This is a genomic window from Candidatus Methylobacter oryzae, assembly GCF_003994235.2.
GTDB lineage: Bacteria > Pseudomonadota > Gammaproteobacteria > Methylococcales > Methylomonadaceae > Methylobacter_A > Methylobacter_A oryzae.
Map to the genome: position 1 here is coordinate 38,927 of NZ_RYFG02000096.1, position 16,124 is coordinate 55,050.

Here is a 16,124-nt window from a genome sequence, read left to right on the forward strand (position 1 = left end):
CCGTCTAAATCAGTGTCATCCATGTTCTATTTTTTATCGATCAGCTTGCAGTTGAACGGTAGTATTCAATCGCCGCAGCAACGCCGGAACCCGGTTTGATATCAAAGCCGTTGTCCAGCATCGCCATTTCAACGCCGGCGATACAGCCCAGCATAGAAACGTCGTTCATGTCGCCAACGTGGCCGATACGGAACGCTTTGCCGGCAAGTTCGGACAAGCCTGCGCCTAAAGAAATATCGTAGCGGCTGAAAGCGGTGCTGATCACGTCCCTGGCATCTTTATCGGCAGGAACCATAATTGCGGTCACGGTATCGGATTCGAAGCCGGGCTGCGCGCAGATGCTCAAGCCCCAAGCCGCAGCGGCTTTACGGACGCCTTCAGCCAAACGGTGATGACGGGCGTAAACATTCTCCAGGCCTTCTTCCAGCAATAAGTCTAGCGCTTTGCGCAAGCCGTACAAAATAGGCAGCGCCGGCGTGTAAGGCGTATAACCGTCTTTGTTGGCGTTCATCTGGTCTTTCAAATCCAGGAAGCAGCGTGGATAGGTTGATGTTTCAACGGCTTTTAACGCTTTTTGGCTGAATGCCAGGAACGCGCCGCCTGCCGGCATCATAAAGCCTTTTTGCGAGCCGCTGATTGCAGCGTCCACGCCCCATTCTTCCATGCGGAAATCCAGGCTGGCGATAGAGCTGACGCCGTCGACGAACATGAATGCAGGATGATTTGCCGCACTCAGCGCTTTACGAACGCCGCCGATGTCGCTGGTCACGCCGGTCGCGGTTTCGTTATGTGTCGCTAAAACGGCTTTGATTTCGTGGTTGGTGTCTTCTTTTAAACGCGCTTCGAGTTTGTCTAAAGGAATACCTTTGCCCCAGGTTTCTTGATGAATTTCAACATCGAACCCCAGGCGTTTTGCCATTTCAGCCCATAAGTGGCTGAATTGGCCGAAACGGTAAATTAAAACTTTATCGCCGGGATTCAGGATATTGGTCAAAGCAACTTCCCAGCCTGCCGTGCCGGTCGCGGGAAATATAAAAGCTTGCCCTGTTTCTGTTCTAAAGATTTTTTTCAGATCTTGTAAAAGAGGTGTCAGCAATTTGGGAAACGCAGGAGAACGATGGTCTTCCATGGTGACATGCATAGCGTTCAGGATTTCGTTTGGCACATTGGTAGGGCCTGGAATATATAGATGGTTACGACCAGCCATTGCTTGCCTCTTTAAATATAGTGGTTGAGTGATTAACGCAGCTTGGATGTTGAAAAAGCCAACATCCAAAAACCGGCAATAATGACATAGCCGCTAAGAATCGGCAAGACTAGATTTGGGGCATAATTCGGAAAATACACGGTAAAAATTGACTTTGAGGCCTCTGAAAGTAAAATGTGCGGTTAATTTAAGTCCGGCTTAAGCCGTGTAGACCGGGTTTACTCTAGTGTGCCCGGTAAGTGAAAAATGTCGGGTTACGCTAACCTGTGCTGATTTACAACAATGAAATTAGGAAAGTACCAATGAGCCACACCTTATATGCAGCGTCAGTTCAACGAGTTCAACGCTGTGAATTAGCCGTTCCGGGATCTAGCCCCGAGATGTTTGAAAAAGCAATGAGAAGTGGCGCTGATTTTATTTTTCTGGATCTTGAGGATGCGGTAGCTCCGGATGACAAGTTACAGGCCAGAAAAAACATTATTGAAGCGATTAACGACCTGGACTGGAAGGGGCACGGCGTAACCGTTTCAGTACGTATCAATGGCCTGGATACCCAGTACATGGTGCGCGACGTGGTGGATCTGGTTGAGCAGTGCGGTGCAAAGATTGACACGATTTTGATTCCCAAAGTAGGCGTTTATTCCGATGTTTATATGGTAGAAGCCATGCTGAACCAGTTGGAAATGCAGCAAGGATTGAAAAACAAGATTGGTATTGAGGCCTTGATCGAAACTGCATTGGGTATGGCGAATGTTGAAGACATCGCCCGCAATGGCGCATCGGGCCGCCTTGAAGCCCTGCATTTCGGCGTGGCCGATTACGCTGCCAGCAATCGTGCCAGAACGACTAACATCGGTGGTTTGAATCCCGATTATCCGGGCGACCAATGGCATTCTGCGATCAGCCGGATGACGGTTGCCTGCCGTGCCTATGGTTTGCGCCCTATCGATGGGCCTTTTGGAGATATAAAAGATCCCGAAGGCTACAAATTGGCGGCAAGACGCGCGGCGGCATTGGGCATCGAAGGCAAATGGGCAATCCATCCATCACAGGTTGAGTTGGCCAATGAAGTATTTACCCCGCCTGCGGCTGAAGTCGACAAAGCAAAACGCATCTTGGCCGCTCTAAAAGAAGCGGCAGCGCAAGGTAAAGGCGCGGCAGCATTAGATGGGCGTTTAATCGACGCAGCATCGGAAAGAATGGCGAATAACGTGGTCAGGGCTGCCGAAGCTATCGCCGCAAAAAATCAATAAGGCATAAGGTGAAAGGCACAAGGCGAGAAAATATCGCCTTGTGCCTTCACCTTTTGTTTTTTTAACGTAATAAAAATCAACAAGGGAGATGCTGTGGATATTCATGAGTATCAGGCGAAAGAAATTTTAAGTGGCTATGGCGTTAAAATCGCTGAAGGCGGCATGGCCTACAGTCCGGAAGAAGCCGTGCAGCGCGCCAGAGATATTGGCGGGCACATTTGGGCCGTAAAAGCGCAGATTCATTCCGGTGCTCGCGGTAAAGCGGGCGGTATTAAAATCTGTAAAACGCACGACGAAGTTGAAGCGGCGGCAGAGGCCTTATTGGGCAAAAGGCTGGTTACTCATCAAACCGGTCCGGCAGGTAAAGTATGCGGCAGGTTATATGTTGAAGCCGGAACCGATATTGCCAAGGAAATGTATTTCTGCTTTTTGGTTGATCGCAGTTCGGAGCGCATTGTGATGGTCGGCTCCGCTCAAGGCGGCATGGAAATCGAGGAATTGGCTGAAAACAATCCCGATGCAATTACCAAAATCTACATTGAGCCTGCCGTAGGCTTGCAAGATTATCAAGCGCGCGAAATGGCCTTTTCATTGGGTTTAGATCCTGAGGTGATGAGCCACGCGGTTAAAACTATTAAAGGTTGTTACCGCGCTTTGCGTGACCTTGATGTCAATATGTTGGAAATCAATCCATTGGTTGTTACTCGCAGCAACGAGTTGGTGGCTTTGGATGCAAAAATGGGCTTTGACGATAACGCGCTGTTCCGCCAGCAAAAAATTTCCGAACTGCGCGATAAAACCCAGGAAGATCCGCGCGAAATGGCTGCCGCCGATCGTGGCTTAAGCTATGTCGGCCTGGACGGCGATATCGGTTGTATGATCAACGGCGCCGGTTTGGCGATGGCGACGATGGATATGATTAAACTGGCGGGCGGGGAGCCTGCCAACTTCCTCGATGTCGGCGGCGGCGCGTCGGCCGAGCGCACCGAAAAAGCTTTCCGCTTAGTATTGGCTGACAAGAACGTCAAAGCCATGCTGGTTAACATCTTTGCGGGTATCAACCGTTGCGACTGGATTGCCGAAGGTGTTGTTGAGGCGGTCAAGAAAATCGATATGAAAATACCGCTGATTGTCAGATTGTCAGGAACTAACGTTGAAGAAGGCCGCCGTATTATCGCAGAAAGCGGTTTGCCTATCATTACCGCGGAAACATTAGCCGAAGCGGCTGAAAAAGCGGTGCAGGCGCGTAATGAAGCGGTTGCAAAAGAAGCGGCACAGGGAGCATAAAATGGCTATTTTAATTAACGAAACAACTCGCATCATTGTTCAAGGCTTTACCGGAAAGATCGGCACTTTTCATGCTCAGGACATGATTAATTATGGTTCTAACGTTGTTGGCGGCATCACTCCTGGCAAAGGCGGCCAAACTCATTTAGGTTTGCCGGTTTTTAATACCGTGAAAGAAGCCGTCAACCAAGTTGGTGCTGAAGCGAGCATCATCTTTGTTCCTCCCGCTTTTGCGGCTGATTCGATCATGGAAGCTGCCGACGCAGGCATTAAATATTGCGTTGCGATCACCGATGGTATTCCGACTCAGGATATGATGACGGTTAAGAATTTCTTGCGCCGTTTTCCTGTCGAACAACGGATGGTGCTGACCGGTCCTAACTGCGCCGGCACTATCAGTCCGGGACGAGCCATGCTGGGCATTATGCCGGGGCACATTTATATGCAGGGTAACGTCGGCATTGTCGGTCGTTCAGGTACGCTGGGTTATGAAGCCGCTGACCAAATGAAACGTTTGGGTATCGGTATTTCAACGTCTGTCGGTATCGGCGGCGATCCAATCAACGGCAGTTCGCACCGCGATATTTTGGAAAAGTTCGAAGCGGATCCGGAAACCAAAGTGGTCGTGATGATTGGCGAAATCGGCGGGCCGCAAGAAGTCGAGGCCGGAATCTTTGCCAAAGAACATATGACTAAGCCGGTAGTCGCCTATATTGCCGGTTTAACGGCACCGGAAGGTCGGCGCATGGGTCATGCCGGCGCGATTATTTCATCGGCGGGCGAAAGTGCCGCAGAAAAGGTGGCAATACTCAGAGAGTTGGGTGTTACTATCTGTCCAACCCCTGCGGCTATGGGGGAAACGGTGGCGTCAGTGCTGGCCAAGCTGTAACTGAAATCTTGTGACATGCCGCGGTAACGTTGAGTTGGTGGATTTTTTAATACCTACAGGACATAAATGAAAATTCTTATTCTTGGAGCCGGTGTTACGGGTTCATCGGTTGCCGGGGCATTGGCAAGCGAAGAAAACGATATTGTCGTCGTTGATTTTAGGACGGAGCTGCTTGATGCGTTAAAAGAGCGCTTCGATATTGCTACGGTTGCCGGTAATGCAGCGCATCCTAAGGTGCTTGAGCAAGCCGGAGCCCGTACTGCCGATATGATTATCGCGGTTACCGATAGCGATGAAACCAACATGCTGGCGTGTGTAATCATTAATGCGTTATACAGCCGGCCGAAAACAATCGCGCGAGTTCGCGCCGTCGATTATCTCAATAATCCGCAGCTGTTCGGCCCGAACGGTATTCCGGTGGATATTGTTATCAGTCCGGAGCAAATCGTTATGGAAGCTATCCGTAATTTGATTGAGTTTCCCGGTGTTCAGCATATTTCCAATTTTGCCGATGGTTTGGTGCGCCTTTTTTCAGTTAAAGTGGTCGCGGACGGCTCTTTAACGGGTAAAAAAATCAAGACGCTGAAAGAGCGCCTGGTCGGCGGTAAAATTCGCGTAGTGGCTATTTTTCGGCAAGGCGTTCCGATGGTGGTAAACGGTGAGTCCGTTATTGAAACCGGCGATGAAGTTTTTTTCGTGGCGCCTCGTGAAGAAGTGCGTCAAGTATTAAAGGAATTGAATAAGCTGGAAGCGCCGTTAAAGCGAATTATCATTGCCGGCGGCGGCCACGTCGGCAAGCGTTTAGCGCTGGCGTTGGAAAATGACCATCAGGTAAAAATCATCGAAAAAGATCCTTGGCGTGCTCATAAGATAGCTAACGATCTTGACCATGCCGTGGTGCTTCTGGGGGATTGTGCCGACGAAGCGATGCTAATTGACGAATCTATCGATAGTACGGATTTGTTTTGTGCAATTACCGAAAATGACGGCGTTAATATTGTTTCCGCCTCTCTGGCAAAAAGCTTGGGTGCCCGCAAGGCGATCTGTTTGCTTAACCATGTTTCATATAGCAAGCTGTTGCCTGGAACGGGAATTGATGTCGCGGTGCTGCCTAATCAGGAGACGCTCGGCAGTATTCTAAAACATGTGCGCCGCGGCGACGTGGCGCAAGTCAGTTCGCTATGCGGCGGTACTGCTGAGGCTATAGAAGCGATTGCGCACCAAAGTAACGATTTGAACTCTGTCGTCGGGTTTCGGGTCGATTCTATTAATTTCCCTGAAGGCATTGTTATGGGGGCGCTGATTCGTAATCAGCAAGTTATTTCGATCCATCATGAAACGGTCTTTGAAGAAGGTGATCATGTAGTCATGTTTGCGATGGATAAAAAGTTAGTCGTAAATATTGAGAAAAAATTCCAACCTCTTTAATACGCAAGGTGGAAGGGGGCTCAGCATTAATATCTTTCCGTTGTACTTTGCTTAAACTGCAAGCGCACTCATGAATGTTATTTTAACGATCATCAATATTTTCGGTTTAGTTACTGTAGGATTTGGCGGTTTAATGGCCACTTGTTGGTTGACTTCTGCTATCGCTGATGACGGTGCTACGAATGCTTTTTATCAAGGTTTCCTGATTACTGCATTGGTCGGTGCGTTGATGTTTATTCCGACGTTACGTATTCCAAAAAAGGTAACTCGGCAAACAGGTTTCTTGCTGGTAGCGATTACCTGGTCAATAATTCCCGTATTTTGCACTTTGCCCCTGATGATGTACCTGCCGGGGCTTAGCTTTGTCGATGCTTATTTTGAGACTGTTTCCGGTTTGACTACGACCGGCGCTACCGTATTCAGCGGTATTGACCAACTGCCTATGTCAATTAATTTATGGCGGCATGAAATTTGTTGGATAGCGGGGATGGGTATCATCATTTTTGCGGTCGCTATTTTGCCTATCCTTGGTATTGGCGGCATGCAATTATATATTGCTGAATCGCCGGGAACGGTCAAGGAGTCAGACTTGCCGCCTCGCATAGCGCAAACCGCAAAAGCTTTGTGGTTGGTCTATGCGGGGATTACTTTCGCTTGCATTATTGCTTTGCGCCTAGCTGGTTTGGGCTGGTTTGATGCCATTTGTCATGCTTTCTCGGCAATGAGTTTAAGTGGGTTTTCCACGCATGACAGTAGTGTCGGATTTTTCAATTCCTTGCCTATCGAAATGGTGTTAACCACTTTTCAATTGTTGGCGGCAATCAATTTTGCCACTCATTTTGTGGCTCTTAGAAAACTTTCATTCAATCCCTATGTTGATGACAGGGAAGCAAGAGCTTTCCTTGTTCTGGTGTTGGGGAGCTGTCTGTTAGCGGCGTCTGTGCTGTGGCATGCGGGTACTTATCCGGACTTTTTTTCTGCGTTGCGCCATGCCACATTTAATTTGGTCTCTATCGCTACCGATTGTGGCTTTGCTACTCAAGATTTTAATCAGTGGCCTATTTTTGTGCCAATGTGGATGTTGTTTTTGAGTTGTATTTCGGCATCTTCAGGTTCCACCGGTGGCGGTATCAGGATGATTCGTACCATCATCCTGATGAAGCAGGCGCGCCTGGAATTGTTCAAATTTATTCATCCTTTTGCGGTTAGATCCATGAAAATCGGCGATACGGTGGTGAATAATAAAATTGTTACTTCTGTGACCGGGTTTATTTTCCTGTATTTTATTAGCATCGTTATTCTGGTATTCATGCTGTTGTTGAGCGGTATGGATTTTATAAGCGCTTTTTCGGCTATTATCGCTTGTTTTAACAACGCTGGTCCTGGTCTTAATCAAGTAGGGCCTGCAACTAATTATGCCGGCCTGAGCGATATTCAAACCGGTATTTGTACTTTCGCAATGCTCTTGGGGCGGGTACAGATATTTTCCATTGTTATTTTATTTGTGCCGGAATTTTGGAAAAAATAGAGCTGGGAGACTGTAAGGTTCTTTCAAACTTTTCGGGAGCTGAGGATGAAGGATGTTACGGAGAGCTTTGGCAGAGAGCCAGGTTGGATGCATGTCCTATGACTAGGTATTGATCAATAAATTAATTGTGTTTTGTAGGTAAAAACGCGGCTTGTAAAAACAAAAAACCCAGCTTTGTGCTGGGTTTTTTGGTGCTGCCAGAGGTTCTATTTATAGTTGGATAGAACTAGAAACTTTTTGTGCTGATTTATCTGGATCATCCAGGCAGCCAGATAAGCCAACAATCATTAATGTCATAGCTATAACAGATAAAATTTTATTCATTCGAATATCCTCCATAGGGGTTTCAATTATTTTTATTAATTTGCGCCATTAATTAAAGCACATGTATTTTATATCATGACTGGAATGATGATGCAATAATAAAAAATTGATTGATTGGCTACATATTAAAGCTGATTGATGTTATCAGGCAGGTCGTAAGAAATCCGGTTATCAGCCCATTTTGCCGAGCCGATAGTCGTCCAGGAAGAGGAAAGGTTTTTTTGTAACTGGTCATAAACCCAATAAGATGGCGCGCTAATTTTCTTAAGTTTTATATTAAAAACGACCTTGTCAAGATTTAAACCGATTTTCTGTCCCCAGAAAGCAGTGACTTTCATAATGAATTTGTGCAGGCGTTTGTTGTCGATATTTGGTGTTACAGCAATGTTCGCCCACATAGAATGAACACGGCCCCAGTTGGGAGCAAGGAGCCGGCCTTCTTCATTGACAAAAGGTAGCCAATGCTCTGCGCCATTTTGATCGGTGTAAGTAATCGCCAAAATATGGTCGTAGCCTGCAAAATGGTCGTGTAGATAAAGTGCGTGCGGAGTTATACCTAAAAATGTTTGTGAAACCATTAAAACAGCATTGCTGGCCTGTGAGATAGGATTCTGAGACCTGTCGGTGCTAAGTCTGTAAATCAGGCCGTAATGAATAGAGCTATTCAATTGTAAAATCAGTAGGGCGAGCAATAATTTTGTAAGTTTCCTGGAAAATGCATTAGGTCTTAGTGAGGCAGCATTTTCAAAGAATTGATGGTAAAGGGTGTTATCCGGCAAGACTTGTGGAACAAGGCAGTCAGACGTACATGGAATGCGGTTACGCGTGTCGGCGATAGACCGGTATTTTTTTAACGCAAGTTGATGAATTCCCGGAATACGTAAAATAACGCCGATAGGTAATAAATATCCCATCTTTATAAATATCCGGGCATAAGTGTCGACTCCTGAATAAATACGATTCTGGTCGTCCAGCGCGTACAAGTCGGTTAACAGCGTTTCATTGTTGATGCAGGCAAGTGCTGGGTATTGTGCTGCGTATTCTTGCGCGCTCTTAAAGTCGATCCGGCTGAATATGTCGAAATGATTAAGAATCAGGACGGTACGGTTACATAAAGGGCATAGCTGATCATAAAACACGGTAAGCGACGGCTTTTTTGCGGTAACAAGTTGACCAATACAGCGCCACCACTTAAACGGTATTAATAGGGTGTAAAAACTGAGCATTCCCAGGCCAAAAGGGTAGATATTAAAAGACAAGGTAATGCCAAGATGGAGTCCGAGGCCTATCAATAAATAAACTACGCGTAGCTGACGCCGGGTAAAGAAGAAGATAAACGTAAATTGGAAAACTAGAATGGTATAGCCAAGAAAGTTCTGCAGAGCCTTATTGTTCAGTAAGCATGACATGTCGATTGCTGAAACATAATAAGGTTGAGTTGCGGGTAACCAAGTACCAAGACCGTTACGCCAATGTTCGGCAAACATTTTATGAATCGCTGAATCGAAGTAAAGAAAGCCGAGGCAAATAGCGATGGGCAGGATGTAGGCAAGCGTTGAAACTGTTGGTCTTGGGTAGGTGCTGTAGTGAGTAAAAGGAGTGCTCAGTTTGCGTCGAAGACTATCTATAGAGAATGCCCTGTCCCCAGGCATAAAAAGCAGGAAAAATCCCGCCCCGATCATGAATAAATCAAAGCCTCCGTCAAAATCCCGCTGCATTGGCGTGAAATTAACAAAAATAATCCAGATAATATAATTGCAGGTCGCTGCAAATTGGTAGCGGTAACCAATCGTGACAAAAACAGCAACGACCGCCCAAAGACACAGGAAAAAAGGAATCATCGGGAATTCGACATCTATATAAGGGATAGGGTCGAAAATTAAATGATTAAAATACAGCAGGAAAGCGATCTCTTGCAGGGTGATTAAACCGTAGAGAATCCGAAACAAGCCTATACCTGTGACGGGAGCCTGCTTGGAATGAAGTTCTAGGATTTTACGGGATATAAATTTATACATTTCGTGATATAGAAAAACGAGAGAATGTATAAATTATATAAGAAATGTAGGGTTTATGTATTGAAACATGCGGACAAAACAAAGGCCGCACTCAATTCGCGAAGAATTGATATTTGCGGCCTAAGTTAAGGCTAAATCGGTTGACGACTTATTTTTCGTCGTCTGGGTGCTCTGCGAATACCCACTTAACAAGGGCGTAGCCAGCAGCTATAACTACAACCGCGCCGACCATACCGGCTGGTTCTTTTAACATTTCAGTGATATCTAAGATCGCTCCCATGGGATGTCCTACCTATAATTTTGTATTTTAAAAATATTGCTAATTACATAGCAAACGGAATGAGCATAATACTTTAGGGAGAGTTAAAGTCAAGGCTTATGTTGGTGTTTTTGCTGATGAGATGCAACTATTATGCTCGGTTGGAATTTATTGCTCGATAGGCGGTGTGGTATAGTTTAAAATCTGTTTTTGGGTGCTGATACATTTTGAGATAAGGAATTAGGATGAATAGATGCGTTAAAATATTACCATTGGTTACAATTTTCTTTACGTTATCGGCAAATGCTGACGTTCAACTAAAAGATAATTCTGAAATTTTAGGGACATGGATTCTTCATGATGAAGCGGTTTCGTTAACCAGCCCTAAAAAGGCTGTAACTCAGGAGTGGGAGTTTAAGAACGATGGAACTCTTATCTCGTCGGCAACGGATGTCGCCGGACGAATTAGTGCTTTAAAGATTTCGTTAAAGTATTCCATCGAAAATGGAGAAATCAAAAAACAGTCTGCTCCCGGACGGGAAAAATATGAATCCTGCAAAGTGATTGAAAAAGAGGGTTCAGACATGATATTAAAGTGTACTTATTTCTTCTTTCTAACAAAAAAATAATATAAAAAGGATATAGCTATGATAGGTGGCGTTGTAATGATTTTGGTGGCTCTCTGGATTTACCAGTCAGCTATGAGGGCAAATGTAAATAATGTAATGATGTGGGTCGCGATTGGCGCGGTAGCTTTTTTCGCGGTGCAGCTAGCGTTCATCGATATCAATCTCTACATTTTAGAAGCAATCAGAGGTGGTGAAGGCGGTAGTGACTATGAGCGTGATTTGACCACTATCGGCGATAGAAAAAATGAAGGCGGTTTTCAAGGATTTGGAGGCGTTCTGCTTTCAGTGTACTTGGAATTAATGCCGTCTATCGTTGGCTTTTTGGCAGCAGCCCTGATTCGGGTAAAATTTATTACCAAAGAAGCTATTACTGTTGGCAATTTATTTGGCGATCTTAAAGAAATGTTTGAAAGCATCAAACAAAGCTTTAAAGCGACCGCTGACAAGTAAAAACATAAAGTTGGTTATAGAAAAAAGCCCAAGTAATGCTTGGGCTTTTTTTTATGGGGATTGTTTTTAGACTATAAACCTGAGTTCTAAATGCTACTTACCTAAAATGCTGGAAACAAGAAATACCAAGCCCCATACAAAAAGTACGGTAAAAATCAATCCCCCAATAAGATACACCGGAAGATACCCTTCTTTTAAATCTCTTTGCCTGTTAGCGTCGCTCTGTATGCCGATAACGGCAGCTAGAACGCTTCTTACGACTTGAGTAATTGTTGGTTGTGACATGGTCATCTCCGGCAAAAATAGTAAAAATAATAGTGCTTGATTGTTTTTTAAGCAATGATTATATCCAAAACCACTAACACCTTGGCCGTTCCTATGAGCAAAACAGAATTATTAAAGCAGCAATTGTCCCAGCGCATTTTATTTCTCGATGGCGCAATGGGCACGATGATCCAAAGTTACAAGCTGGAAGAAAAAGATTATCGCGGCGAACGTTTTGCCCAGTGGGAAGTCGATCTTAAAGGCAATAACGACCTGTTGTCGATAACGCAACCCGACATCATTAAAGCGATACATAGCGCTTATTTTGAAGCAGGCTCCGACATCGTCGAAACCAATACCTTCAATGCGACCACGATCGCAATGGCCGATTACAAAATGGAATCGTTGGCCTATGAAATCAATGTCGCCGGTGCGCGCGTCGCAAGGCAAGCGGCAGACGAATACACCCAAAAGACCCCGGAAAAACCGCGCTTTGTCGCCGGCGTCCTAGGTCCTACCAACCGCACCGCATCGATGTCGCCCGATGTTAACGATCCGGGGTTTCGCAATATTTTCTTCGACGATCTGGTCGCCGCTTACACGGAAGCGACCAAAGGCTTAATCGACGGCGGCGCGGATATTATCCTGATTGAAACCGTGTTCGATACGCTGAACGCCAAAGCCGCGATTTTTGCGGTCGAACAATATTTCGAACAGATCGGCTACAAACTGCCGGTCATGATTTCCGGAACCATTACCGATGCTTCCGGCAGAACGCTGTCCGGACAAACCGTGGCCGCTTTCTGGAATTCCTTGAAACATGTGGAACCGATTTCTTTCGGTTTTAATTGCGCGTTAGGTGCTACAGAATTGCGCCAACATATCGATGAATTGTCGGGCATTGCCGACACCTATATTTCCGCCCACCCGAATGCGGGTTTGCCTAACGAATTCGGCGAATACGACGAAACGCCCGAAGCAATGGCCGCAGAGTTGGCCGACTGGGCGAAAAACGGTTATTTGAACATCATCGGTGGCTGTTGCGGAACCTCGCCTGCGAATATCAAAGCCATCGTTGAAGCATTACAGCATTACAGCCCCAGAAAAATTCCCGAAATACCAAAACAATGCCGCTTATCGGGACTCGAACCGCTGAACATCGGCCCGGACTCATTATTCGTCAACGTTGGCGAGCGCACCAACGTGACCGGTTCGGCGATATTCAAACGGTTGGTTGTCGAAGGCGATTTTGAAACCGCGCTGGATGTCGCTAAACAGCAAGTCGAAAACGGCGCGCAAATCATCGACATCAACATGGATGAAGGCATGCTCGATTCCAAAGAAGCGATGGTGCGCTTTCTAATGCTGATCGCGTCCGAGCCGGATATTGCGAAAGTGCCGGTCATGTTGGATTCGTCCAAATGGGATATTTTGGAAGCCGGCCTGAAATGTATTCAAGGCAAAGGCGTCGTAAACTCTATCTCGCTAAAAGAAGGCGAAGCTGCGTTTATCGAGCACGCCAAACTGGTACGACGCTACGGCGCGGCGGTTATCGTGATGGCTTTCGATGAAGCAGGGCAGGCCGATACCAAGGCCAGAAAAATCGAAATATGCCAACGGGCTTATAAAATCCTGACCGAACAAATCGGCTTCCCGCCCGAAGACATCATTTTCGATCCGAATATATTCGCAGTCGCCACCGGCATCGACGAACACAACAATTACGGCCTCGATTTTATCGAAGCCACTGCCGAGATCAAGCGCACCTTGCCTTACGCGCTGGTGTCCGGCGGCGTGTCCAACGTCTCGTTTTCGTTCCGCGGCAACAATCCGGTGCGGGAAGCAATCCACGCGGTGTTTTTATACCATGCGATCCAGGCCGGCATGGATATGGGCATCGTTAATGCCGGGCAATTGGCGATTTACGAAGACATTCCCAAAGTCCTGCGCGAAGCGGTTGAAGAAGTCATATTAAATACTCATGACGGTAGCGGCACCGATAAGTTGCTGGAAATTGCCGAGAAATATCGCGGCGACGGCAGCAGTTCATCGAAAGAGCAAGACCTGGAATGGCGCAGTTGGCCTATTGCCAAGCGCTTGGAACATGCGCTGGTCAAAGGCATTACCGACTATATCGACGAAGACACCGAGCAAGCAAGGCTCGAAGCCGAACGTCCGTTGCATGTTATCGAAGGCCCGTTAATGGATGGCATGAACGTGGTCGGCGATTTGTTCGGCGCGGGTAAAATGTTCCTGCCGCAAGTGGTCAAATCGGCACGAGTCATGAAGAAAGCCGTAGCGTATTTGATGCCGTTTATGGAAGCCGATAAAACCGCAGGCGACCGGCAAAGCAACGGTAAAATCCTGATGGCGACCGTCAAAGGCGACGTGCATGACATCGGCAAAAACATCGTTGCCGTCGTGTTGCAATGTAATAACTATGACGTGATCGACTTGGGCGTGATGGTGCCGGCCGAAAAAATTCTGCAAACCGCTCGCCTCGAAAACGTTGACATTATCGGCTTAAGCGGCCTGATTACGCCGTCGTTGGATGAAATGGTGCATGTCGCCAAAGAAATGCAGCGCCAAGGTTTTTCCATCCCGTTGATGATTGGCGGTGCGACAACCTCGCGCGCGCATACCGCAGTCAAAATCGCCCCGAATTACGACGGTCCGGTTGTTTACGTGACCGATGCGTCGCGCGGCGTCGGCGTTGCCAGCAACTTGCTCAGCGTCGATTTAAAAGACGAGTTCGTTAAAAGCGTCGGCGAAGAATACGAAGAAGTCCGGGAGCGGCACAAAGGCCGCGAAGCCAAAACCAAGCAACACCCTATAGAAGAAGCGCGGCGTAATAAATTCAACTGGGGCAACTACGAACCGGTTAAACCGTCGTTTTTGGACATCAAGGTCATTGATCGTTTTCCGTTGGATACGCTGGTCTGGTATATCGACTGGTCGCCGTTTTTCCAAACCTGGGAGATGGCCGGAAGCTATCCCAAAATACTCGACGATAAAGTCATTGGCGTCGAAGCCAGGAAGCTGTTTGACGATGCGCAGGACATGCTGAAAAAAATCATCAGGGAAGAATGGTTGAGCGCTCGCGCCGTGGTCGGTTTCTTCCCGGCCAACAGCGACGGCGACGACGTCGTGCTATACACCGACGACACCCGCACCCAGAAAAAAGAAACCCTGCATCATTTACGCCAGCAAAATGTCAAAGCGCCGGGCCGGCCGAATTACTGCCTGTCCGATTTTATCGCCCCGATTGACAGCGGCAAAGCCGACTATATCGGTGCTTTCGCGGTCACGACCGGCATAGGCATCGAGCAAAAACTGCAAGAGTTTGAACGGGATCATGACGATTACAGCGCAATCATGCTGAAAGCCCTGGCCGATAGATTAGCCGAAGCGTTTGCGGAATATATGCATCAGGTGGTCAGGAAAGAATACTGGGGCTATGCGAAAGATGAAGCCCATGATGCCGAGCAGTTGATCAACGAAGCCTATCAAGGCATACGGCCTGCGCCCGGCTATCCTGCCTGTCCCGATCATACCGAAAAAGGCAAACTGTTCGAACTGCTCAATGCGACCGAGCATACCAGCATTGAGCTGACCGAAAGTTACGCAATGTATCCGGCCTCAGCGGTAAGCGGCTGGTATTTCTCCCATCCCGAATCGCAGTATTTCAACGTCGGCAAGATAGACAGAGACCAACTGCACGATTACGCCAAACGCAAAGGCATCGCCGAAGAAGTCGCCGAGCGCTGGCTGGCCGCGCATTTGCATCATTGATATGCGCCTGATACTGTTTGGCACATCCGGCTGTCATCTTTGCGAAGAGGCGGAGGTCATCGTTAATGCCTGTGTATCGGAGGGTGTTGACTATGTCGATATTGCCGAGCAGGAGCAGTGGCAGGAACAATATGCTGTGCGGATTCCGGTTTTGTATGATCCGGAGACCAAACAGGAGTTGGGGTGGCCGTTTGATCAGATGAAGGTTGAAGATTTTATTCGTCGCGTAGCCTATATATAGGGTGGCGGAATACGGGATGATTGAAGTTATGAAGCCCCAGATTCCGCTGAAGCTTTATTTTATTAGATACACTAATGAGCACAAAGAAACGCAATCACCACTATGTGTGGCAGCACTATCTGTCGCCATGGACACATGATAAGAAAATCTGGTGCTTAAGAAATGGGAAGATGTTTCATACATCAACCGAAAATATTGCCCTGGAGCGCGATTTTTACAAAATCAAAGCCATAAGCCAGCGCGACATTGAGTTCATAAAAGCACTCGCTTCCCGCCAACACTTTGGTGCACTTAATGAGTTAAACGATTGGTGGATAGGTACGTTTAAGTCGATATCCGACTTGTATGCATGCTACGCCAACAACGAAAAACAAGCCGATGAGGTAGCTCATAAACTCGAAGTATTAGTGCACAATTTCGAAGAGGACTATCACGAAATTATTGAGCGCACTTCAACTAATTACATTAGAATAGAACTTACGCATTGACAGCCGGTATAGAATATGAGGCATGAACTAACCCTAGGCAACGGAAGGCCCGCCCGTGATAAGAAAA

General features: G+C 47.0%; 13 protein-coding genes. 10 read left to right on the forward strand and 3 right to left on the reverse strand.

What is annotated here, in order from left to right; translation table 11 throughout:
• Positions 1-40 precede the first annotated feature (40 nt).
• Entirely contained in the window at positions 41-1,207 is a 1,167-nt protein-coding gene (locus tag EKO24_RS11315; RefSeq protein ID WP_127029426.1) for an aminotransferase class V-fold PLP-dependent enzyme, read from the reverse strand.
• Between the two features lie 302 nt (positions 1,208-1,509).
• Between EKO24_RS11315 and EKO24_RS11320 the strand changes: the two genes are divergently transcribed.
• The 5 genes from EKO24_RS11320 to EKO24_RS11340 all read left to right on the forward strand — a co-directional run bounded on the left by EKO24_RS11320 (position 1,510) and on the right by EKO24_RS11340 (position 7,592).
• Positions 1,510-2,460, forward strand: coding sequence for an HpcH/HpaI aldolase/citrate lyase family protein (locus EKO24_RS11320; RefSeq protein ID WP_127029425.1), 951 nt, complete (start codon positions 1,510-1,512; stop codon positions 2,458-2,460).
• Positions 2,461-2,553: 93 nt separating this feature from the next.
• Positions 2,554-3,747: a malate--CoA ligase subunit beta gene (locus tag EKO24_RS11325; protein WP_127029424.1), complete on the forward strand. Its 1,194-nt coding sequence runs from the start codon at positions 2,554-2,556 to the stop codon at positions 3,745-3,747.
• Position 3,748: 1 nt separating this feature from the next.
• On the forward strand, positions 3,749-4,636 hold the full coding sequence (gene sucD, locus EKO24_RS11330; RefSeq protein WP_127029423.1) for a succinate--CoA ligase subunit alpha: 888 nt from the start codon (positions 3,749-3,751) through the stop codon (positions 4,634-4,636).
• 66 nt (positions 4,637-4,702) lie between these two features.
• Entirely contained in the window at positions 4,703-6,064 is a 1,362-nt protein-coding gene (gene trkA / locus EKO24_RS11335; protein ID WP_127029422.1) for a Trk system potassium transporter TrkA, read from the forward strand.
• 70 nt (positions 6,065-6,134) lie between these two features.
• Entirely contained in the window at positions 6,135-7,592 is a 1,458-nt protein-coding gene (locus tag EKO24_RS11340) for a TrkH family potassium uptake protein (protein WP_127029421.1), read from the forward strand.
• Between the two features lie 449 nt (positions 7,593-8,041).
• Here the strand turns inward: EKO24_RS11340 and EKO24_RS11345 are convergent, their stop codons facing one another.
• A complete protein-coding gene (locus EKO24_RS11345) occupies positions 8,042-9,934 on the reverse strand; it encodes a DCC1-like thiol-disulfide oxidoreductase family protein (protein WP_127029420.1) in 1,893 nt (630 codons plus the stop codon).
• Between the two features lie 504 nt (positions 9,935-10,438).
• Here EKO24_RS11345 and EKO24_RS11350 point away from each other — a divergent pair.
• Complete coding sequence (locus tag EKO24_RS11350) at positions 10,439-10,822, forward strand: hypothetical protein (protein WP_127029419.1); 384 nt, start codon at positions 10,439-10,441, stop codon at positions 10,820-10,822.
• Between the two features lie 18 nt (positions 10,823-10,840).
• A complete protein-coding gene (locus EKO24_RS11355; RefSeq protein ID WP_127029418.1) occupies positions 10,841-11,272 on the forward strand; it encodes a hypothetical protein in 432 nt (143 codons plus the stop codon).
• A gap of 93 nt (positions 11,273-11,365) precedes the next feature.
• Here the strand turns inward: EKO24_RS11355 and EKO24_RS11360 are convergent, their stop codons facing one another.
• Positions 11,366-11,557 carry a DUF2970 domain-containing protein gene (locus tag EKO24_RS11360; RefSeq protein ID WP_127029417.1) on the reverse strand — a complete coding sequence of 64 codons (192 nt, stop codon included), beginning with the start codon at positions 11,555-11,557 and terminating at the stop codon, positions 11,366-11,368.
• 93 nt (positions 11,558-11,650) lie between these two features.
• Here EKO24_RS11360 and metH point away from each other — a divergent pair, with 93 nt between their 5' ends.
• The 3 genes from metH (at position 11,651) to EKO24_RS11375 (ending at position 16,057) form a co-directional block, all read left to right on the forward strand.
• Positions 11,651-15,328 (forward strand): methionine synthase, encoded by a 3,678-nt coding sequence (metH, locus tag EKO24_RS11365; RefSeq protein WP_127029457.1) that lies wholly within the window; start codon positions 11,651-11,653, stop codon positions 15,326-15,328.
• A gap of 1 nt (position 15,329) precedes the next feature.
• Positions 15,330-15,569, forward strand: a complete 240-nt coding sequence (locus tag EKO24_RS11370; protein WP_127029416.1) for a glutaredoxin family protein — start codon at positions 15,330-15,332, stop codon at positions 15,567-15,569.
• A 74-nt stretch (positions 15,570-15,643) separates the two neighbouring features.
• Positions 15,644-16,057 (forward strand): DUF4238 domain-containing protein, encoded by a 414-nt coding sequence (locus EKO24_RS11375; RefSeq protein WP_127029415.1) that lies wholly within the window; start codon positions 15,644-15,646, stop codon positions 16,055-16,057.
• Positions 16,058-16,124: the final 67 nt, after the last annotated feature.

Coding starts and splice junctions, on each gene's coding strand:
- EKO24_RS11315 (WP_127029426.1), bottom strand. CDS start 1,207: ATGGCTGGTCGTAACCATCTATATATTCCAGGCCCTACCAATGTGCCA.
- EKO24_RS11320 (WP_127029425.1), top strand. CDS start 1,510: ATGAGCCACACCTTATATGCAGCGTCAGTTCAACGAGTTCAACGCTGT.
- sucD (WP_127029423.1), top strand. CDS start 3,749: ATGGCTATTTTAATTAACGAAACAACTCGCATCATTGTTCAAGGCTTT.
- trkA (WP_127029422.1), top strand. CDS start 4,703: ATGAAAATTCTTATTCTTGGAGCCGGTGTTACGGGTTCATCGGTTGCC.
- EKO24_RS11340 (WP_127029421.1), top strand. CDS start 6,135: ATGAATGTTATTTTAACGATCATCAATATTTTCGGTTTAGTTACTGTA.
- EKO24_RS11345 (WP_127029420.1), bottom strand. CDS start 9,934: ATGTATAAATTTATATCCCGTAAAATCCTAGAACTTCATTCCAAGCAG.
- EKO24_RS11350 (WP_127029419.1), top strand. CDS start 10,439: ATGAATAGATGCGTTAAAATATTACCATTGGTTACAATTTTCTTTACG.
- EKO24_RS11355 (WP_127029418.1), top strand. CDS start 10,841: ATGATAGGTGGCGTTGTAATGATTTTGGTGGCTCTCTGGATTTACCAG.
- EKO24_RS11360 (WP_127029417.1), bottom strand. CDS start 11,557: ATGTCACAACCAACAATTACTCAAGTCGTAAGAAGCGTTCTAGCTGCC.
- metH (WP_127029457.1), top strand. CDS start 11,651: ATGAGCAAAACAGAATTATTAAAGCAGCAATTGTCCCAGCGCATTTTA.
- EKO24_RS11370 (WP_127029416.1), top strand. CDS start 15,330: ATGCGCCTGATACTGTTTGGCACATCCGGCTGTCATCTTTGCGAAGAG.
- EKO24_RS11375 (WP_127029415.1), top strand. CDS start 15,644: ATGAGCACAAAGAAACGCAATCACCACTATGTGTGGCAGCACTATCTG.